Source organism: Pedobacter sp. WC2501 (assembly GCF_052682415.1).
The window spans coordinates 1,248,515-1,270,072 of sequence record NZ_JBQZFI010000001.1; the positions used below are offsets into that span (position 1 = coordinate 1,248,515).

Annotated in this window: 20 protein-coding genes; 16 read left to right on the forward strand and 4 right to left on the reverse strand. The window is 37.3% G+C overall.

The window, feature by feature from the left end:
* Positions 1-104: 104 nt before the first annotated feature.
* Positions 105-1,244 (reverse strand): hypothetical protein, encoded by a 1,140-nt coding sequence (locus ACUN24_RS05365; RefSeq protein WP_445561570.1) that lies wholly within the window; start codon positions 1,242-1,244, stop codon positions 105-107.
* A 22-nt stretch (positions 1,245-1,266) separates the two neighbouring features.
* Positions 1,267-2,160 carry a TssN family type VI secretion system protein gene (locus tag ACUN24_RS05370; RefSeq protein WP_445561571.1) on the reverse strand — a complete coding sequence of 298 codons (894 nt, stop codon included), beginning with the start codon at positions 2,158-2,160 and terminating at the stop codon, positions 1,267-1,269.
* 116 nt (positions 2,161-2,276) lie between these two features.
* Between ACUN24_RS05370 and ACUN24_RS05375 the strand changes: the two genes are divergently transcribed.
* On the forward strand, positions 2,277-3,215 hold the full coding sequence (locus ACUN24_RS05375) for a type VI secretion system baseplate subunit TssG (protein ID WP_445561572.1): 939 nt from the start codon (positions 2,277-2,279) through the stop codon (positions 3,213-3,215).
* Between the two features lie 235 nt (positions 3,216-3,450).
* On the opposite strand, the gene ACUN24_RS05380 is transcribed toward ACUN24_RS05375, so the two are convergent.
* A complete protein-coding gene (locus tag ACUN24_RS05380; RefSeq protein WP_445561573.1) occupies positions 3,451-5,316 on the reverse strand; it encodes a type VI secretion system baseplate subunit TssF in 1,866 nt (621 codons plus the stop codon).
* A 26-nt stretch (positions 5,317-5,342) separates the two neighbouring features.
* Complete coding sequence (locus tag ACUN24_RS05385) at positions 5,343-5,777, reverse strand: GPW/gp25 family protein (protein ID WP_138819422.1); 435 nt, start codon at positions 5,775-5,777, stop codon at positions 5,343-5,345.
* Positions 5,778-5,956: 179 nt separating this feature from the next.
* On the opposite strand from ACUN24_RS05385, the gene tssO reads away from it, so the two are divergent.
* The 15 genes from tssO (at position 5,957) to ACUN24_RS05460 (ending at position 21,422) form a co-directional block, all read left to right on the forward strand.
* Entirely contained in the window at positions 5,957-6,469 is a 513-nt protein-coding gene (tssO, locus tag ACUN24_RS05390; protein ID WP_219076320.1) for a type VI secretion system transmembrane protein TssO, read from the forward strand.
* 19 nt (positions 6,470-6,488) lie between these two features.
* Entirely contained in the window at positions 6,489-6,974 is a 486-nt protein-coding gene (locus ACUN24_RS05395) for a type VI secretion system transmembrane protein TssO (RefSeq protein ID WP_445561574.1), read from the forward strand.
* A gap of 33 nt (positions 6,975-7,007) precedes the next feature.
* Complete coding sequence (locus tag ACUN24_RS05400; RefSeq protein WP_445561575.1) at positions 7,008-7,988, forward strand: PKD domain-containing protein; 981 nt, start codon at positions 7,008-7,010, stop codon at positions 7,986-7,988.
* Between the two features lie 41 nt (positions 7,989-8,029).
* A complete protein-coding gene (gene tssR / locus ACUN24_RS05405) occupies positions 8,030-10,405 on the forward strand; it encodes a type VI secretion system protein TssR domain-containing protein (RefSeq protein ID WP_445561576.1) in 2,376 nt (791 codons plus the stop codon).
* Positions 10,406-10,410: 5 nt separating this feature from the next.
* Positions 10,411-12,927 carry an ATP-dependent Clp protease ATP-binding subunit gene (locus ACUN24_RS05410; protein WP_445561577.1) on the forward strand — a complete coding sequence of 839 codons (2,517 nt, stop codon included), beginning with the start codon at positions 10,411-10,413 and terminating at the stop codon, positions 12,925-12,927.
* Between the two features lie 56 nt (positions 12,928-12,983).
* Positions 12,984-13,430: a hypothetical protein gene (locus tag ACUN24_RS05415; RefSeq protein ID WP_445561578.1), complete on the forward strand. Its 447-nt coding sequence runs from the start codon at positions 12,984-12,986 to the stop codon at positions 13,428-13,430.
* A gap of 18 nt (positions 13,431-13,448) precedes the next feature.
* Entirely contained in the window at positions 13,449-14,837 is a 1,389-nt protein-coding gene (locus tag ACUN24_RS05420; protein ID WP_445561579.1) for a DUF5458 family protein, read from the forward strand.
* A gap of 124 nt (positions 14,838-14,961) precedes the next feature.
* On the forward strand, positions 14,962-15,534 hold the full coding sequence (locus tag ACUN24_RS05425; RefSeq protein ID WP_445561580.1) for an NAD(P)H-dependent oxidoreductase: 573 nt from the start codon (positions 14,962-14,964) through the stop codon (positions 15,532-15,534).
* A 341-nt stretch (positions 15,535-15,875) separates the two neighbouring features.
* Entirely contained in the window at positions 15,876-16,271 is a 396-nt protein-coding gene (tssD, locus tag ACUN24_RS05430) for a type VI secretion system tube protein TssD (protein WP_445561581.1), read from the forward strand.
* Positions 16,272-16,385: 114 nt separating this feature from the next.
* Positions 16,386-16,781 (forward strand): type VI secretion system tube protein TssD, encoded by a 396-nt coding sequence (gene tssD / locus ACUN24_RS05435; RefSeq protein WP_025145659.1) that lies wholly within the window; start codon positions 16,386-16,388, stop codon positions 16,779-16,781.
* Positions 16,782-17,124: 343 nt separating this feature from the next.
* Positions 17,125-18,987 (forward strand): type VI secretion system Vgr family protein, encoded by a 1,863-nt coding sequence (locus ACUN24_RS05440; protein WP_445561582.1) that lies wholly within the window; start codon positions 17,125-17,127, stop codon positions 18,985-18,987.
* 3 nt (positions 18,988-18,990) lie between these two features.
* Positions 18,991-19,167, forward strand: coding sequence for a hypothetical protein (locus ACUN24_RS05445; protein ID WP_445561583.1), 177 nt, complete (start codon positions 18,991-18,993; stop codon positions 19,165-19,167).
* 2 nt (positions 19,168-19,169) lie between these two features.
* Positions 19,170-20,132, forward strand: coding sequence for a T6SS effector amidase Tae4 family protein (locus tag ACUN24_RS05450; RefSeq protein WP_445561584.1), 963 nt, complete (start codon positions 19,170-19,172; stop codon positions 20,130-20,132).
* A 10-nt stretch (positions 20,133-20,142) separates the two neighbouring features.
* Positions 20,143-20,904: a hypothetical protein gene (locus ACUN24_RS05455; protein WP_445561585.1), complete on the forward strand. Its 762-nt coding sequence runs from the start codon at positions 20,143-20,145 to the stop codon at positions 20,902-20,904.
* Positions 20,905-20,987: 83 nt separating this feature from the next.
* On the forward strand, positions 20,988-21,422 hold the full coding sequence (locus tag ACUN24_RS05460) for a hypothetical protein (protein WP_445561586.1): 435 nt from the start codon (positions 20,988-20,990) through the stop codon (positions 21,420-21,422).
* Positions 21,423-21,558: the final 136 nt, after the last annotated feature.

Below are 21,558 nucleotides of genomic sequence, written 5' to 3' on the forward strand. Positions count from 1 at the left end.
AAAAGGCCAGAATAAGATCAATGAAGACCTTAAATTATATATACAAAAAAAGCTGTACCCGGTTAAGATACAGCTAATTATAAAATTTACTCCGAGAAATAATTTTAATCCAGCAATGTCCAGGTTTTTCTGGCTTGTACTTGTTGTACAACCTGCTGTTCAGCAACCACAATATTTTCTTTGCGCTGTCCGATATATTCTAAACCACTCAATTTATTCCAGAGGGCTACCAACACATTCATAAATTCGTTGGCCATTACCATGCTGTTATTAATCTGTTTATGATCGTAAACCAATTCAATGGTTTTTGCTAAAAGCTCTTCAAAGTTTCCTGGAGTTACATCTTTCCACTCGTAAAAATATTTAAGCAACTCTTCTCGTTCACGCGGATCTATCAGTTTTATGGCTGTAAAAAAAATATGTGCCAAACTAGAAAAGTAACCTGCTAAAACAACAGGCGATTCGCGGTGTGCAATGTTTCGGTATTCGTAAAATAAACCTGCAATATAATCTACAATCTTTTCAGAAATCAGACGGATATTCTTGCCAAGAGGCGTGATATTATCGCGGCCTGCTGTTTTATCAATAATCTTAAATGCAGCCAATTGTAAATCATTCAATAAAACACTGAATGACTCATAATATCTGATTAACGCCGGATGGCTTGTTATGGTTGAGCTTGGCGGGATATAATTATTGTTGATCGATAATCTTCCGTTCTCATAATAAACCTGTCCAATCGTTAGAAAATAACTGTCTGCCGTTTGCGAATTCACCTCACTTTCTGGTAAAACAGCGATGGAATAACTTTTAGTTAGTTCAGGGTAGCGAATTGGGCTCTCTTCAGGATTTGGTGTGCCAGCTGGCACCCGGTTAAACGGACTCACTACCAATAAAATAAAGTAGTTACGTGGCTCCGACTGCCCAAAATAGTGGTTGTGTACCAGCGTATCCATATTATCTGACTGTACAATATCAATGTGGCAACCTTCGGGAGTAATGGCATTACAATACCTTACCCTTACCTCAATATGGTTAGTTGCTTTTTCGATAATTTCAATATCATGCGAACTTTTATAACCTGCAAAAGGGGGTAAAAATCCGTAATTGCTGTTGTTTAAATGTAGAGAGGCGGCATCGCGTACAAAGTCTTGCAAGTAGAGATCACTCAAGGTGAAATGATCACTAGAGAGCTTCATGCCATTAATCCAGTTAATGGATTTATATTTTAGCGGCTTTATCATGGTAGATGTTTTTGATTATAGATTAGATAAAGATAGCACTTTCTCCAACTTCATTGGGTTTGTTTATGTTTTCAGATACCCGTTTAGCGTAAATCGTCATTTTTTCGGTAATGCCGTTTTCAATGATATCCAAATCCGGATCAATAAAGATATTCCGTTTAAAGAACGAAGTTTTAATAAAGAAGATCCATTTATAATTTTCCATATCCTCGCTCCTGAATTCCACCGGGCTTTTGGCAAACTTTAAATTGTAATCATCAATAAATTTGTGGAACCAGATCCCGAAGTTCATGTTTTCTACCGCTTTTACTTTTACTTTCAAAGGTTCCGGATCGCTGCTTTTTTTGTAAAGTTCAAGCTCCAATACCAATAAACGGTTAAAGTCTACATGGTCCATGTTGATGTCCAGTGGCGTATCTGGGTACCTCCAGATTTTGTAAATTTCAGATGGAATCCCCAGTAAAGAAACATAAGCCCACCAAAAAATAAGCGGCACAAAGAAACAGGCAATACTGCCGGCACCGAACCACCCAAAGTTTACCGCACTTAACCAGTTAAAGGCCAGTTGGAATAAATAAACCGATAAAATGGTCGAAATTAATGTGGCAAAAAAGATAAAAACTTTACGCTCCAGCACATCCTTAGGGTAGTATTTGGTTAACAGGTAAACGAAAACCGTACCCATTAAAAGGTAAAAGATGCAGCAAATGATATAACCCCAGGGCATGAAATTAAAGTTTAGAAAGCCTAAAAACCCCGGGATGGCTAAAATAATGCCGATTAACAGAACACTTACGATGAGTCGTTTGTTATTGAGAAACTGGTTCTTCTTGTTGATGATAGAAAGCACCGCTGTTGATACCATGAAGATCAGCGGGAATAAGAGAAAGCGGATAAAAAATGATTGAACGTCCATTAAATTTTTATAGATGTGATGTAGTACAAATATAGTATCTTTAGTATTTGATTATGATTGTTATTTTTTCGGTAATAAAAATTTAACCTATAACAAAAATGAAGCCTTAAAGTTTAATGAAAAAAGAAACTTTGATTAATAACGAACTATTTACAGATTATAAGGCCGTTGCCCACGCTGCCGATCTGATTGAACGTAAGGTAATTGATGCCGATCGGATCGAAATTATTCCATTGGGACCTGATAAACGTGCCTTTGCAAAAGATATCGAGGATACTACGACTTATTATTCTGATAAAAGAAGACAGGATCGCATCCGCATCAGTACCAACCGCGAAGGTTTGTATGATATGCTACCCGAAGGGCTTTTCCACCGCCCGCCAACCGGTAGTGCGGGCATGGACGAGGAATCGATGATCAAAGACATCAGGGATAGGAGGGAGGAAGAAAAAGAGGCCAGGTTATTTTTTACTCCTTTTGATGCCGAGATTAATTATGTAAGGATCATGACCGAGCTATATGAGAATATGCTCGATAAAAAAACAACCTATTCCGATTTAAGTCAGATTTTTGAATTTGGCTGGGATGAGTTTAATTTGCTCAATAAAGAGCAGAGTATTATCTGGATGCACCTGCTGCCCGAAATCCAGCAGAAAAGAAACAACATTGATTTTGTATCGAAGGTGCTAACCGCGTTATTTAACCTGCCACTTACCATTGTAGATGCTACCGCGAATATTGCCCCGGTAAAAATTGCTGAAGAAATGCAGATGCAGTTGGGCGGGAGCGCATTGGGTATCGATACCATCATAGGCGATAGTTTTACCCCCGAACACGAAGCGTATAACATTAATATCGGCCCTACTTTACCACAGGAACTGATTAAATTTATTCCTGGACAAAAAAACAGGGCCATTTTGGATATGGCTATCAGTTATTTGATGCCGGTTGATGCCGAAGTAAATGTAGAGCTCCTTACCGCACCCGATTATCAGGAAACGGTATTGAGCGAGGATGGCGAAAGTGCTTATTTGGGTTATACAGTGTATCTTTAAATAATCTTTAAATAATAATGCCCTGCGTAAAAGCGAAAGAGGTTGCCCTTGCGAGGCACGAAGCAATCCTACACGATCGCTACTTTCGTAAAACCGTCGAGCGGAAGTGCAAGGAAGTCAAGAACCACAATTGTTCAGCGTAGCTAAATCTGTTTAAATAGATCTCTCCAACTCGCTTTGCTGCGGCAGAGAGGACGACTTTTGTATAAAAAAGATTTATAACTCCATCAAAACCTTAAACTGCCCTATAAATCGTAGGCTTCAACAGCAAACGGTAATGTATATTCATAGTACTTCTTAAATTCAATTTTGCCAAAGTCAAGCTCAACAGCTCTTCCCAGTCCTGTGTACTCAGGTTTAGCTGATCTGCGGGCTCGATCAGAATATCGGTGGTTTTAATAAAACCCGCATTCGGTTTATTATCCATAATCAAACCCTTGGCAAGCGTAATGCCTTTTAACTTATTGCCCAGTTCGTAACGGCAAAAATTGATCACATCGGCCTTGGTAATAATCCTGTCGGCAGTGGTTAAGCCATATTTATAAGCCTGCACCCGGTTGGTGGCATTCAGCCGTGACCGGCCGCCTTTGGTCTGGCTTAATAAAAAGATACTTTCAGCATTTACTCTATTGTTATCATATACCACTAAACGGCTACCCGCATTGATGTGGTTGGCTTCTTCTGCCTGGGTAACCCAGATATCCAGAAATAAAATATCCGCATCATCAATCGGTTTCAATACAATATAACTTGGCAACTCTTTAATATCTTTCAATGCGGAACGGCTTTTTTGTTCAATCAGGGCAATATTCTGCTCCAGGTTTTTAAGGATGGTACTTAAAAAATCGGGACCATAAGCTGTAAAAGCGGCTTTTTCATCGCGTAAAAGCTCAAAAAGATAATCAACTAGTTCTTTTGCATTCCTGGTATCAAAACGCTCCGTTCCTCCGTAGCGGATCGAGAAAGAACCATCGCCTTTTTCATTCTCGTTGGTGTAGGGAATTTCGTTATAACTTTTCCCTTTGTTATCCTTCAGGTTTTCTACCGCAAGCATCTGATCCAGCGATTCCGTTTTAATCGGGATAATATTTTTCATCGTTTTAAGCCGGTGTTTAATCTGGCTTAACCGTTTATTAACTACCGGGAACGCGTTGATATAAATATGAAGCTCGTTCAGCATTTCCTGGTTTATCGCTGCCGGAAAAATTACTTTAAGCCATTTTACCGAATTATCGATCTGATTTAAAACAGCTGGCTGGAAGAGGTTGGAAAATACTAGAGGGAGTTCCCCGCTTTCGTCGATATTAAAATCGTTAAGGTCGCCCAGGGTAATAAACCTATTGCTGTAAAACTGTAAAACATCTGCTTTAATCAGATTAAGCAATTGCTTGTGATGAAAGGGTGCCTGTACCTTACCTGTTAAAGGCTCATCCATAAAACGTTCGGTATAGGCCGCGAGTTCGTTATTTTTGTAGAACCATTTTCCCAGCGAGAGCAAATCATAAGTGTTTTCAGGCACTGAATAATTTTTCCAGTCGAAAAATAAGTTCAGTTTATTAAAATCCATCCAGTCTTTAATGCCACTAAAACCGATATACATCGTGTTTTTCTCTACCGAAGCGCCAGAAAGTGTATTGTGGATGGGCTGTTTACCCAATTGTTCTACATTAAAAAGGGTATTTCCGGTAACAATATATTTTATAGCTGCATTATTTACTTTTACGGTGTGTAGCGGACTAAAAAAAATATCGGTTTTTTTTGCCTTATCGTTTTCCTGAGGAATGTTTTTCTTAAATGCAAACTGCGAATAAGGAGAAAGATAATCCTGCTGCTCAATCGGCCTGGCGTGCATAATGGCATGGGCAGGTAACGAAGAAGTTAAATGATCGGGGGCTAAAATGCGGCTGATCTTATCAAAAATCCTGTTCTCTAAATTTTTAACATCATTGGCAACGTTAAAAAGTTCGTTGCTCAAGGCCTCAATAATCAGCTTGACCAGCGGATCAAAGTCGTTACTGTCTTTAACATTCCAAAAATCTTCGGCATTTTTTAAAATTCTATTGCGGACTTCATCTTTCGATGAGTAAAAAACTGGTTTCATGTGTAGAATATTTGGGGCGTTTTAGATTAGGTGGATAGCGGGCTGAGGAATAATGCGGTGTTGAAAAAATATTTTTCTCCTGTGGTTTTTATTAGTGCCCGTACACTAATATCCACCTTTTTTTTGATCTCTGTTATCTTACGTAAAGGATATACATTTTCTACTTCCGTAATGCGCACTTCAACCGAAGTATTATAGATCCTGAACTCATAATCGGTAATGGATTTAAGCAACGATTTGCGGAATTTTTCCTCCCAGATGCTTTCACTCACGATTAATTCGAAATCAAGGTCCCATATTTCACAGCCAAAATCGTTGCGGAACCGGTGCTCCCCATACCGCGTAAAAATGATCAGTTCGATATGGTGCGAAATCGATCTTCCAAGGTCAGTTGGCTGAAGCCCAGTACCTGAGAAAAGAGACTTAAATCTGAAGGGTTTGTTATAAAAATTTTCAGACATAAAGGGTTTGGCTTAAAGTTTGCTAAAAGTAAAAGAAATAAAATCGTTTTTATTATCAAACAACAAATATCAAAAATTGTTATAGACAATATTAATTTGAAAAAGTTTGAGTGATTTAAGGTGAAAGAGATGTCAGATTAATACGATAACTAATGCTATGTGAAAACTATTAATGCTCTATGAAACCCATCAATGCCATCGAAATCAGAACTTCTTATACGAGGTTTATTATCAACTTTGTATTTCTAACGCTTTTCTCCATTCTCTGTATCTATCTCTTTTTTGCCGCATCCGACTATGAGTATACTTTGCTCGATAAAAAGGTAAAGGAAAGCGATAAGCTATCTTACCTAAGAAAAGATATCAATACAAATTTTGACCTTATTCAGGTCCGTTTCAAAGAACTTGCCCAATATCGCGATTATAATGCAAATGAAATGAGCAAGCAAAGTATCCTGCTTAGTGATATTCAGAGCGCCAATAACAAGATAAAAGAATTAATCTCAAAAAAAACAGAACCAAGTCCAAGTTTCGATCTGTACGGAAAACTAAACAATAATGTTGGTGCAATGGCCGATTTACAAGATTCGCTTTTCCAATCAAGGAGTGATATACAGCGGTACAAAGAACGTATAAACGAGTGCCAAAAGGCAAACCAATCTGCAGCACAAAGAATTAGAAACGGTAGGTAAGGCAAGTAATTAAAACATCATGATTAAAATAAGCATAAAAGAAAGACGTGAACAATTCTTGTTTTTTACAGCGTTGTTCGTTTTCACTGTTGGGCTTTTGAGCTTTGGGATTTTTTATAGCGATAAGTCGAAGTATGAAATTTCTAAAACAGAACTGGAAGTTAAGATTAACGAGAACGAAGCATTCGAAAATATGGTGAAAGAAACTATGCCAACGATTGATACTACGTTTAAACAGATTACACGTTATAACCCAAATGTGCAGGCCGTTTTTTTAAAGAATGATATCCAGCTTTCATTAGGTTCAATCAAAGCTGCGTTTGACCGTAAGGCATCAGATTCACGCTATAAAATCTTTGTCCACACCGCACAGTTATACGATAGATTATTTTACGATAGACAAGAACAAAACAGAAATATTTCAGATATCGAGCTGCATAAAAAACAGTTAGATGATTGCATTACCAACAGACGGCAATTACAGCAAACGATATCTGCTAGATAAAATACCAAAAACAACCTATAAAAAACGCTACCTATGTCTGACACAAACACCAAGCAAGTTAATTCAAATTCGCAAGGCTATGTTATTCTCTACATCCTGCTGGCTGTACTACTCTTAACAGGCCTCATTTTTTTATTTAAAAGTTCATTGTTCGAAAAAAGGACAATTGATGCGAGAATCCTTAAGGATGAAATTTATTTAAATGAAGATTTAGTTTTTACCGATAATACCCCAAAGGCCTCAAAATGGTTATGGGAATTTGGTAACGGTGAAAAGGCCACAACAAAAACCGGTTCTTACCATTACACCAAGCCCGACACCTACATTGTACGCCTAACAGTCGACGGCGAACTCCGTCAGGAATTTCCGGTTACTGTACGCGATACCGTTCATACTGCACCTGTAGATAGTGTGTTAACCATTAGTGGTCCAACCGCTGGTTTGGTTAACGAGGAGATCAGGCTTGAAGGTGATGGAGAAGGAAAAGACTTCGAATGGTCGTTCGGCGAAACCGGCCGTGTGGATGTAAAGGGGAAAACGGCCTTGTACACCTACCGCGCACCAGGGAAATATGTAGTTCGTCTTCGGTCGGATAAAGCCCGTAAGCCCGCTTTTTTAACCATTTTAATTACTGATCCAAATGCCGAAATCGTAGATGACCTTGTTGCTCCTGGAGATGGAGAACGTAAAACCATCGACGACATCAGGGCACGTCTGCAGGCCATTGCCAACGGAGCCGATTTTAACGCTAATTATTACTATCTCATTAACAAATACATGTGCAACAACGAAAAAGTAACTGTAAATGTAGAAATGAATGGCAAGAAAAAACAGACTGATATTTATTCGTACTGTATGGGACTGACTTTTGGAGGAGAAATAGCGGTAGATGAAGCGCAACTGACCATTAAGCCCAACTCTACCTGTGCCAGTTTATTAAATATTAAACAACACTCTGGAACGGCCCAGCCTGAAGCAACAGCAGCTACTGATGCTCCGGCAAAAACAAAATAGATTAACCTCTTAACCTAATTTTAAGCTCATCTACATAGAATATGAAAAAATATTATGCCTTAACCATCCTGTTTTTAGGAATATCGTTTGCCTATGCACAATCACCGGCATCCTTTGGCAAAAAAGTAAAATACATGCCTAAATCATACGAAAGGCCAGCTGAAACCATAAATGTTAACGATAACACCCGCAGCAGCAGTTTGCCGTGGATTGTTTTTTCCGATCGTGAAGATAATTATACCACAACAGCGCCGGGTGGAAGCCTGATTATGAAAAAAATCAGCTTTATGGAACCTTTTTATGTTTCAAAAGAGCAAAATGGCTATCTGAAACTGATCAAGTATAAAGCGGGAATGATCAGGGGAAGAAAAATTAACGATAAAAAAAGCGCCATCAGCTACGGATGGATTGCCAAATCTAAACTACTTTTATGGCAACGTGCATTCTCTAATCAAAAAACGGGTTATGCTGAGAAGGCTATTGGTATAATTAACGGAAAAAATGCATTAACCGAGCCGAAATTCTATTTTGATACTACCGATTCCATTTTGGTTTACAACACACCTGAACTTAAAGACAGACGCAGCAAAGTGAGATTGCACGAAATTGCCTACATCTATAAAAAATCGGAAGATGGCAAAAAATACCTGATCGGTTCTGACGATCAGTTGGTTGCAGATACTGCCTTAAAAAGTATTTATGGATGGGTTTCTGCCGAGGCGATACATAGTTGGGGAGATCGTTTGTACATCACCTCCGTTAAACCAGGCGATTATGACATGGATGATTCTACCGCAGTAGCCCTTAAAAATGGTGTCGATAACGGAACAAGTTTCGTAATAGATCCCTTATTGCCAAGAGAAAACATGATCCTGCGTAGTGTTCCTGTTGTTTCAAATGATGAGGGCGGCAGCATGGTGGGGATTGCCACAGATGTTTACAACAAAAAAGACAACAAGATATTAACCATTAACGGTTCTGCACTTTCTTATCAGGATTACCTGAAGCTGCGCAAAAATAAAACAAAAGTAAATGTTGTTTTTGTAGTGGACGGCGGAAGCCCGATGACCAAATATTTCTCCGGAATGACGAATACTATTGCTTCTTTCGAAAATATTATGGGCGATTTTGGTAAAGGAACTAAAGTAAACTTTGGCGGTGTAGTATACCGTGGTGAAACCGGATGTGGACAACAGGGTATTTTTGTTAGCCCGATCCAGGATGATTACAGACAATTGATGACATTCTTATCAAACCAGGCAAAAAATACCCTGAGGTGTAATGGCGAGATTTCGGAAGAACCAGTTTTTAGCGCATTAAAAGCCGGAATAAACTTATTTAAAGCAAAAAAGAACGAAACCAACTTAATTATATTGGTGGGTAGTACCGGAAATTCAGGCGGAACCAACAATTACCTGATTAACGAGCTGAGCGAACAGGTTGCCCTTGCTGATGCCCGAATTTTAGCTTTACAGGTATATAGTGATTTTAACCAGTCATTTAACGATTTTGTTATTCAATCGCGCAAACTCGTATCGGAGTCTGCTATCCGTTCTGCAGAATACAGAAAAAACACGATGGTAAAAGGCGAAGGTTTAAAAAGTTTCCAGCCTTATAATACAAGTTTGCAGGATTCTATTTCTTATTATTTAGATTATCCTAAAAACAGTTTAATCCAGGGTGGGGTGGTTTTCCCAACCAAAGGATCAGTAAATTCAAACCAAAGTATGACGATTGCCTTGCGCCGTTTTGTAAAAGAAACCAGTTCAGACATCTATAACCAGATCAGCTCATTGGACAGTGCATTCCGTTTAACCGGTATATCACGTAAAAACCTAACTGCTGATGTAGAAAGCTTATTGCCACAACCTGTTGGTGCAGAGGTAGCAGACCGCATGCCGCATAATGCTTTTAAATATTATACTACTGCTAACGTATCTGCTGATGTGGTGAAAAATAACCGCTCTAGTTTACAATATGCAATTGTGTTAAATAATATGGAGTATAAGCAGATTATAGATGTATTTTCGATTATGCTGGGGCAAAACCTTCAGGCCGATCAATCTTCTTTTAGAAGGAAGCTGGTTAGAAACTATGTAAAAATGCCTAAACAGTTTTTGGGTATGAAAATACCATCCAGTGATATCAAGGCAATGACTTTAAGTAACTACATCAAGCTGGTTACGGGTTTGCCTTTAAACAATGAGTTTTTAGCCAAATACAAGGTAAGTGATTTAAAGAACACCTCTAAAATGCCGCTAGATGAGTTTGAAACTTATATTAAATTATTAAATCAGTCAGTTCAGCAGATTAAAAGAGCTACACAGATTGAACAACAGTTTATTTCAAACGGCAAAATATACTATTACATTACTGAAAATAATTTTAACCCGGCAGTATTGCCTACAACCAACTAAAGGCTATGGCAGTTACAAACTTAAGCGAATCGGTAAAAACCGCACTGCACATTGCACAATCGCTGGCAAAAGAATACAGAAACGAAGTGTTTTCTGCAGCTCATTTGCTCAAAGGATTAATGCATAAAGATGTTGGTTTAAGATCATTTATTACTTCCATTGGGAAGGATGAGGAATACATAAGTGAGTGGGCCGAAGTCCGGATTGATGAGCAGGCGAAATCAGCAGGTCTTAGTGACACGGTTAGTGGTGCACCAGAAATTGCAGTAATTTTTGAAGAAGCAGATAATGTGCGCATTAAGCTGGGCCTTGATTTAATTACACCAGTTTGTGTATTAACCGCACTCGCAAAACCTGGTATCGGTTTTCAACCAGATCAGTTAAAATCTTTTCCGATCAAAGAACGCGAAATTTTGGATCTCTATGTAAAGGATGAAGAAATTTCGAGGGTAGTTTCACCGGATAAAACAACCGCTGGTGCCGAAAATAAAAGTACAGGCAATGCGCTGCATAAATATTGCATAGATCGCTTACAACTAGTTCGGGATGGTAAAACAGATCCGATCATAGGCCGCGATAAAGAAACAAGGCAGATGATGGAAATCCTTTGCCGCAGAACTAAGCCAAATGTAATTCTTACAGGCGATGCCGGCGTGGGTAAAACAGCTTTGGTAGATGGCTTTGCTATTGATATTGTGAACCAGAACGTTCCCGAAAGTTTAAAACCAGTTCAGCTTTTCGAATTGGATTTAGGTTCGTTAATCGCGGGTGCATCTTACAAAGGAGAAATCGAAGACCGTTTAAAAAACATCATCAAAGAAATAAAACAATTTGAAAAAGCGGTGCTCTTTATTGATGAGATCCATACTTTGTTGGATAGTAAAGGGCCATTAGGTGCTGGAATTGGCAATTTATTGAAACCAGAACTTGCCCGTGGCGAAATAACGGTAATCGGTGCCACAACTATCGATGAATACCGTAAGATTATTGAGCCGGAACAGGCTTTTAGCAGGCGTTTTGAAGTGCTTCAGGTAAATGAGCCAAATGAAGAGAGCACCATTAAAATGTTGCAGAAACTGGCTGTAAAATACGAAGAACACCATACTTTAAGCATTGAGCCTGATGCTTTGGACGAATGTGTACGCCTGGCCAAACGTTATATGAAAGATAGAAGGCTCCCTGACTCAGCTTTTGATCTTTTAGACAGGACTATGGCGGCGATGAAAATGATGAATGATACCTCTGATCAGGTAATTGATAGTTTGGAAACAGAGCTGGAAACACTGAATGCAATTGAGGACCAATCAGAAGCTGATCAATTTGCAGATTATAAATGGCTTTTTTCATTACTTCAGAATAAGTTAAGTCCGGTTTTATTAGGCCGTTTAACTGATGAGACACAGACCGATGCTTTCGAAACTGCTGACGAATACCAGGGTTATATCAATAGCAGCCTTCAGGAATTAAAAAAATATGCTGCAGAAAAAAGCGATCGCATAACCAAACAAGATATTGCTTCTATAGTGGCCTATAAAACAGGCATACCTATGGGTAAATTGCAAGCCGGTGAAAAAGAAAAATTGCTCAATATGGAGCAATACCTTAAAAAACGTGTGGTAGGGCAGGATCAGGCTTTAAAAGCTGTTTCTGACGCCATCCTGGAATCGCGTAGTGGCCTGAATAAAAAAGGACAGCCCATCGGATCCTTCTTTTTACTGGGGCCAACCGGAACGGGAAAGACCGAATTGGCTAAATCAATTGCCGAATTCTTGTTTAACGATGAAAAGGCGATGATCAGGTTTGATATGTCTGAATTTAAAGAAGAGCACAGTGCCGCCCTGCTTTACGGGGCTCCTCCGGGATATGTCGGTTATGAAGAAGGTGGATTGTTGGTGAATAAAATCAGGCAACAGCCATATTCTGTACTATTGTTTGATGAAATTGAAAAAGCACACCCTTCGGTTTTCGACACCTTTCTGCAAATTTTGGATGAAGGACACATGCACGACCGCTTGGGTAAGGAAGGTGATTTTAGCAATTCCTTAATACTATTCACCTCGAACATTGGTAGTGAATGGATTGCCGAACAGATTGGAAAAGGTGTTATCCCCGCTTCGAACCAATTGATGGAGGTAATGGCCGGACATTTCCGCCCTGAGTTTTTAGCCCGGATTTCTGAAATTGTTCCATTTGCACCGATTAACGAAAGCAATGTAGTACGCATTTTTGAAATTCAGCTGAGCAGTTTAGTGCAATCGCTGAACAAATTGGGTATCGAATTTGAAATAGCAGATGATGCTAAGAAAATGATTGCTTTAGATGGTTTTACACCAAAATATGGTGCAAGGCAGTTATCTGCTGTTATCCGGAATCTTTTACGCCGCCCCATCTCCAAATACATCATTTCTGGCGAACTGAAAAAAGGTTCGAGGATTGTGGTAAGCAAGCATCCCGAAGAAGATAAACTCCAATGGGATATTATTCAGCCAGAAGTCGTTACATTAGAACAAAAATTGAGTTAAAACGTTAACTATTATATTATTAAAACAAATTAATCGTAAACCTAAATCTACATACTATGTTTAATTATGAAATTGGTGGTAACGAGCGGAAAATTGACACCTCAGAAGCTTTCGCAGAAATTGCCCACAACAAAACACTTTTTGTACAAAAACTTACCGATAACGATCCGATAAAACCTGAAAAAGTTGAAGGATTAAAAACAGTAAAGGATGTATTCGAACATTATAAACCAAATGTAAGGGTCGCTTTCGAAAAGCAGGACGGTTCTACCGTTGGCGAAACCATAAACTTTAAAGATCTGGGCGATTTTGGTGTGAAAAACATCATCAACCAAAGTAACTACCTCACCAATGTGAATATTGAGAAAGAAATGTCGCTTAATGTCATTAAACAATTAAAATCGAACAAAACCTTAAAGGCTACACTTGATGATGAAGAAACTAAATCGGCCTTCATCAATGCTTTAAAGAACTTTGTTGATGAATTGGAGCAGAATAAATAATCTAAACGCTGAAAAAACATGTCAAACCCTCAAGAATTAAAAGCAGACCAAAATACGTCCGAAGCAGGTTTTAAACCAGCAGAAAGCAAAACGATAGAAAAAACATCACTAAAAGATAACTTAGAAAAACTGGCCCGGGTTGGCGGTTTTGATTTGTTAGAAGCGACAGTTGATGGCCTTCAGAATTTAAATCCTGAAAGAAAAGCACGGAAGCAGATTTTTTTAACCGGCGATGAAAAGAAGAAAGAGCGCGAAGAACTGAAAAAGAAAATCCAGCTTTGGATAGATGTGCTTGAATCTTCTACCTCTGTGGCTGATATGGTTGAAAAAAGTACAGAAAAGCTGAATGCTGCAGAAGAAAACTTAAATAAAAATATTGGTACAGCGCTGGAAAGCACCAGAGAACTGGAGCAGGCTTACCGTTCGGTGCATTTGTTCTATAAAAATACCGAATCTGATAAACTTAAAAACGTAGTGCTCTTAAATGCATCAATGGATCAGATCAAAGATCTTGATAATCCTCGTTTTATAGAATATGTAGATGATGAATTAAAACAGAATTACGACCGTTTGGATCTCCGTAATAACTATTCGTTAATGGTGGTGCCAGGTTACATGGGTTCAAATAAAGTGTTAGAAAGATGGGGTAAGATTGCACACAACAACAAAGCCATGTTGGTAACCGATTTTGCAGATCTTGATCAGCCTGATGATGTACTTGATCTATTTACAGCAGCTAACTTTACAGGAGCTGACGCCTTTAGATCGAATGTAATTATGACCTGTAACTGGCTTGTTGGCCGCGGTAAGGTTGCCGAAGTGGGCGAGGAAGACGATTTAACTGTACCTGGATCAGCTGCACTTGCAGGTAAAATGTACTATACCTTAATGTCGCAGGTTACTGCAGGTAAAAAACATGGTGCCATAAATGAAGTAGATGGTGTAAAATTTGATTTAAAGAAAAGTGAAATCTCTCATCTGGAGAGAGTAGGCTTGGTACCAATGGTTAACGAATATGGTAAAGTAATGGCTTTTTCTGCCAAAACCTTATTTAATGGCGATAACATAGGTTTACAGACCTATTCGGTTGTACGTGTATTCGATTACATTACCAAAGTATTATTCGATTTCCTGAACAGAAGGGCATTCGAAAACTGGACTTCTAAAACAGAACAGGATTTACGCGGCCAGATTGTGAAATTTTTAGATGGTATTCAGGGTGCTGACCGTTTGATCGAAAGATTTAAGATCATGCGTTTCGAAAGAGATGAACAACAAAAAGACAGAATCCACCTGGATATCCACATTACACCATATTTTCCGGCCAAAAGTTTTGTGGTAAAACTGGATGGACATAAAGGTGAGGATGAGAGTACCACATGGAGTTCAGAGTATAATCAGCAATAGTTTTTGATAGCTGAAAATAAAAACCCAACCATAGCGTTGGGTTTTTTTATGGGTTTATGCATAACACTTAACAAATTCTTTATAATTTTGTAATGCATCGGCCTGATCAGATTAATCAAAAAAAATGAAGCAAGTACTTATTCTGAATGGGGATATTGAAAAAAACGCATCTACAAATTTCCTGATTAACGCCTATAAGCAAGGGGCAGAAAGTGTTGGTGCTACCGTAAGGGAGTTGGCCATTATCGATCTGATATTTAATTCGAACAAGCTGTTTAATAACAGACAGATTGCCGAGTTAGAACCCGATTTGCAGAAAGCCTTAACGGCGATTAGGCAAAGTAATCATATTGTGCTTTTTTGTCCGGTATACGTAGATCATATTCCCGCAAAAATTAAAGGCTTTTTCGATCGTTTATTTATGCCCGATCAGATTTTTACTGCGCAGCAGCAAAATGTAAATAATAACTTTAGCGGCCGTTCTGGAAGAATTGTATCTATTTTAGATGAGGCAACCTTTAAAGAATGGAAAGCAAATAAGAAAACAACTTACCTTTCCATCAAAAAAGTTGTTTTTGAGAAATGTAGAATGAGTCCTGTACTCACCAATACAATTGGCGAATTGCATTCGCTTGAAAATCATTACAGTCAAAAATGGCTGGCTAAGATGGAAAAATTTGGATCACAGTTGATTTAATTCACCATGGCCTGTGTCTCACAGGCCATCTTAATGAATTAGTACCCAGCTTGTCCTAAAATGCTACACTTTGTGTATAATCGCTACAGTTTTGTAGTGCGCCTACGCGTTACAATGTATTTGTAACACTAAAAATAGATTTGGATTTTCCACATCTTTTCCACAAAAACACAATGTATAACTGCGTTTTTAGGCAATAGACATAAATTTCCTGTTTTTTGCCATTTGTTTACCACTTATTAATGAGTGTTATATTCCCAATTTTGGCCTGATATTTGGTTGAATCAATAGAGTAGCAGAAGCTACAATAATCAATTTTTTAACCTTTAAATTTTAAAACTATGGCTTTCAAAGCTAGATTAAATTTTTCGGGCAAGGAGTACGATGTACTTCACTGTGCCTATGCGTTAAACCGCGATGTAGATGCTAAAGGAAGACCTTCTTCCGGAGTTTACGGCGGTACCATCGACATTGAGATCGAATCAACCGAAGACACCTCAATAATCGAGGCGATGGTAAACAACCAGTACAAACCTATTACGGGAACCCTTCTGATCAAGAAAACAGAGGAAGATGCCAAAATGAAAGAAGTTAACTTCGAGGATGGCTACATTGTTAAATATTCCGAAGGGATCAACATTGTTGGCGATCATGCGATGACACTCAAATTCCAGATTTCAGCAAGAAAGCTTAAATTAGGAAGCGCAGAGCATGTTAACGATTGGCCAAAAGCCTAGAGAGAGGTAGAAGGTGTAAGGTTTAGGGTATAAGGAAAATAAACGCCAACCCCTATGCGCTTAGCGCCAAGCTCCTCGCAATTAATTTATCTTTCACATTAAAACTTTACTACAATGGCATTCAAAACCCGTTTAAACTTAGGATCAAAAGAATTTGATGTACTACAGTGCAGCTTTTCATTAAATAGAGATGTTGACGCCAAAGGCCGTCCATCATCAGGTGTTTATGGTGGTACCATCCACATCGAAATCGAATCAACTGAAGATACTTCAGTGATCGAATCAATGGTTAATAACCAGTACAAGCCACTTTCTGGGACATTGGTTTTCAAAAAAGGCGAAGAAGATTCAAAAATGAAGGAACTGTCTTTCGAAGATGGTTACATCATTCAATATAATGAAGGTATTGCGGTAAATGACAATACACCCATGACTTTAAGTTTCGTAGTATCTGCCCGTAAACTAAAACTCGGCAATGCAGAACACGAAAATGATTGGCCTAAAGCTTAGTCCATCAAACATAATTAAACTGAAGCGACCGGTTTATATCGGTCGCTTTTAGTTAGCTCCTATTTTTTTTCTACTTAAAAACATCTAAAATTAATACTTTTCAGTCCTGTGGAATATCCACATGGCATCTCAATTAAAGCTCAATTATGTCTAACCAAAGCAAATATATTAGAGTAAAAAACGATTACCGCCCTGGTAAAATGTTTGGTTCGGCACCCATTCACAAAACTCATCTGAACATGCCTTATATAAAATGGAATCATATCTATTAGATAAGTATGCATTAAAAAACTAGGCAACTGAATTTAGCTTAGGGTAATTTTTGTGACAAAGATTAATTAATATGGAAAAGAAACTCATTGCAGAAATCAATATAGAGGATAAGGAAATTACCCACTTTGCTTCCTTCAGCCTCACACAGGCTTTTAACGAACACCATTATTTCGAGCTGCGTTTTAACCATGATCAAATGGGTGCGCCCGGGCTGATTAGTTTGGACGATAGCCGGGATTTTGTGGGTAAAACCTTAACCGCATCATTTGGTCATTCTCCAGAAGGCATGCAAAACTTTGTTGGCCTGATTTCTAAAGTCGAACTATCACAGAATCATGGTTATCACGGCATTGTAATCGTAAGCGGGTATAGTCCGACCATTTTAATTGATCGCGGACCAGATTTAGGTTCATATTTGGATAAAGACCTGAATGAGATCGTAAAATTAGCAACAAAGGATACACCTGCCAACGATTTAAAAGTAGTGGCCAATGCTGCAAGAACCACACCGATTGATTACATCATTCAATATAGAGAAAGTGATTTTGCCTTTTTAAACCGGCTTTCGGCCGAATACCACGAATGGTTTTTCTATGATGGTAAACAGCTTAATTTTGGCAAGCCGGATGTACAAAAAGAAATCGGTTTATTTTACGGGAGAGATGTTCAGGAAATGCAATATGCAATGGAAATCGCCCCTATTAAAAATAAACGATTTTCCTACAATCCAAAACAAAATGAGATGTTGCTGAGTGAGAGCACAGGCAAAGTAGATGGTACTCCTGATTTATCACATGCCATTAAAGCTTCAAACCTCACTTTCAGTAAAACCTTCAACCAGCCCTCTTTAATACGTGTAGATAATAATGGCGATATTAAAAGCCTGGTCGAAAACGAAGAAAAGGCCAATACCAGCGAGCTTTTAAAAGTAACCGCAAGAGGAGACAATGCCGGTTTGAGCATAGGCAGCATTGCCGAAATTACGATGAGTTTAAGAAAAGAACTTTCTTTTTCGACAGAAAGCTTGGGTAAATTCCTCATTACAAGCATTAAACACCATATTGATGAGAACGGTAAATACCACAATAATTTTGAAGGAAAAGTAGCTACTACCGAGCGCATTCTGGTAAAAAACTTCCAAAAGCCACAACCTGATATGCAACTGGCAGATGTGATCGATAACAACGATCCACAGGGGCAGGGCCGTATTAAAGTGAAATTTAAATGGGAATGTTTAACCAACGATGTGACCGAGTGGTTGCGAGTGGTTACGCCAAGTGCGGGTGTAGGCGACAGGGGAAATAACCGTGGTTATTTTGCCATCCCAGAGATTGATGACCAGGTAATGATTGCTTTTGAAGAAGGAAATGTGGCTCGCCCGGTGGTAATGGGTAGTGTTTACCATAGTGCGAGTGTAAACAGCAGTCCTTTGGTTAAAAATCACTTAAAAAGCATCATTACCAGAAGCGGGCATTTGCTTGAGTTTGATGATAGCGATGGAACACAGGGTATAAAACTCACCGATATACATCAGAACGTTATCCATATTGACACAAAGGGCAATAATATTACTATTACCGCTTTGGAGAACATGACCTTAAACTGCAAGAACATGCAGATTAATGTACAGGAAAATATGGATGTGAGCGTGGGGAAAAATATTGCAGAAAGTGCTGGCGAAAACATTACCTCAAGTGCCAATAAGGATATTATACAAACTGCCGGACATGATATGAATATAAGTGCCACTGGAGATATCAAGGAAAGTTCTGATAAAAGAACAGAATTTGTGTCTAAAGACTTTGTTCGCCAGTCTCAAATCTCTAATGAGCTTGCGGCTGAAATTACCATATTTAGTCAGAAAGAGAATATGACTTTGCAAAGCGGAAAAACTGTTGAGGTGAATAGTGCAGAAAAATCAAAATTATTTTAAATTATGGCGATTAAAAAACAATGCACAAATATGAGTATTCGCGTTAAAACTGATTATAAACTTTTAGTAGGAAATAATATTCAAAAAATTGCGGATAAGATTAATATAGAAGCTGTGAAGGATAATCTTTTCCTGGTTAGCAATAAAAAAGTAGTCGGTCAAGGCGGTAAATCAAGTTAATTATGACAAATATTAGGTTTAATAGTTATGCTCCTAAAGTTAGTGATAATGATTTTGTACCAATAGTTTCATTAAATCATTCCCAAGAGTATTATATTGGGTGCAAACTTAAAGTTTCTTCAAAGGTTAGGACTACAAAATTATCAATCCATATCGACGAGGATAAAAGAAACCAACGTTTAGATGAAATTATACATAGTGAATCTACTATTATTATTCGGGTTGACGTGAAACAAGGAAGCAAAAAGGCAAATGATAATGAAGGATATGTAACGGCAAAGTCTAGCGGCTTGAAATTTATTGGCTCAGATAACAAAATTGAAAATGGCAAGCACGAGATTAAACTAAAACAAGCCTATAATTCTACAATTACATTAAAGATATTTGCTGAAAAACTTAAGGATAAACAAGAATATTATATCGATTTTTTTGCTGATGATGATGATTTATTTTTTTACACATTGGAAAAAGTCTTTTGCGGTCGTATAAGTGTAACTTATGTAGAGCCACTATTTTCTAAAATATATAAAAATTATCCAAAGCCTTATTCCAATAAACCGTGTAGCGATGGACATTACAATCAATGCGCAATTAGAATGAGTATGGCTTTAATTAACTCAGGTATTCCTTTGAATGGTGTAGTTAATTATACTAACCCTAATGGTTATCCATATTGTACCCATAAGCATGTATTGGGAGCATATAATCTTAAAAAACATATTGACAAGCTGAGTTTTTGGGAGAAAAGAGTACAGCTAAATGGAACAAAAGAGGATGCTTATAATAAATTAAGTAATAAAACAGGCATTTTGTACTTTGAAAATTTTAAAGAAAAAGTTAATGGAACTATGCAACGAAGAGCCGAATTCAGACACATCGAAGTTTGGAATGGAAGGACATTAATTAGTGGATTTGATGGTCAAATGTTTGATGCAACTGAAATAGTTTTTTGGGAAGTTAATTAATCAAAGAATAATGTTATTAAAAAAATATCAATTACTCATTGTTTTTACACTTTTTGTTGCATGCATACAAAAAAGTGTGAAAACTGAAACTTTTAGGGAAACACTTGATATAAAGCTTAAAAAATTTGTAACCAAAGATTCTTTAATCACAAAAAAAATAACAAACGAGCAAACAAAACCAACATATATTTGGATTAATCAAAATTTCAAAAAATATCTTCTGGGAGATACATTAATTAACAGCCCTATACTACCATTAACTTTGACCATTGAAAAAAAACAGTTCTATTTTACATATAGATATGAAGGACCCAAAATTTACTCTTCAATAAATGAAGGGCTTTTAAAACTGGTTAACGATTCATTAATAACGACAGAAATTAAAAAGCAAAATATTTCATTTTTAAAGGTAGCTGCTGATTATAATGGGATTCCGGATTTAAGTTCCAAACTCAACAAAAGTATATTGGATTATAAGAAGCTAACAGCAATAATTGATATAAATACCAAGGATACACTTAATCTCGTAGCCACTCAACCAACTTGGACGAACGAGGTATATTGCAGCACTAATACGCATGACTTTAAATACGAAATATTTTATTCATACCCAGTAATTTTTGAAGGTGGTATTACCCATTCAAAATATTATTTAAAGGTATATGGGATATTGCCGGTAGAGAAAACCTATGAATTGGTACTTAAAAATAAAAAATATGAATTAAGAGATTTGGAAACTTCAAAGATTGTTTATGAGTTTATGATGAAATAACTAAGATTTATTTAGCCATCGTGATAAGCTTAAAAAATCCAACCGTATTTCAGCGGCTTAATTTTTGTAATTGTTAAAAGAGAATGAAGAACATTCTAATAATTTTTATCTGTGTGACTTACTATACGTGTAGTGCACAAAAAGTAAACCCTAAAATAAGTGAAAATAATTTCAATTTTAAGGTTTTATTTCAAAACTTTAAAATAAGGAGCCAACTTAAAATAGTAAAAACTAAAAAACAGGATTATTTTAAAGGTAATTTAAGTGGATGTAATAAATCGTTTTATAAAGGAGTGATTAAAAGCGAAATGTACTATCTACAAAGTAATAAGAATGATATTGTAGTTGAAGAATATATTTATAAAGACCAAACTTCTTCAAAAAATGCTTTTCAAGTTATATTAAAATATGCTGATATCACTCGAAATCTAAAAAGAAAAGATTATGGTAAAAGGTGTTACCCGATACCTGATGAGCAAATTATTATGCAGCTAATAAAGGGATACACATTTACTTGATAACCACTATTTCTGAAGTATCATTTAAGGATGAAAACGTGAGTATTGACGATATTTTTAAAGATAATAAAGAAATATTAATAGATGATCTATATAATGAAATATTACAATAAAGATGTACGCTAAAAGATATTAG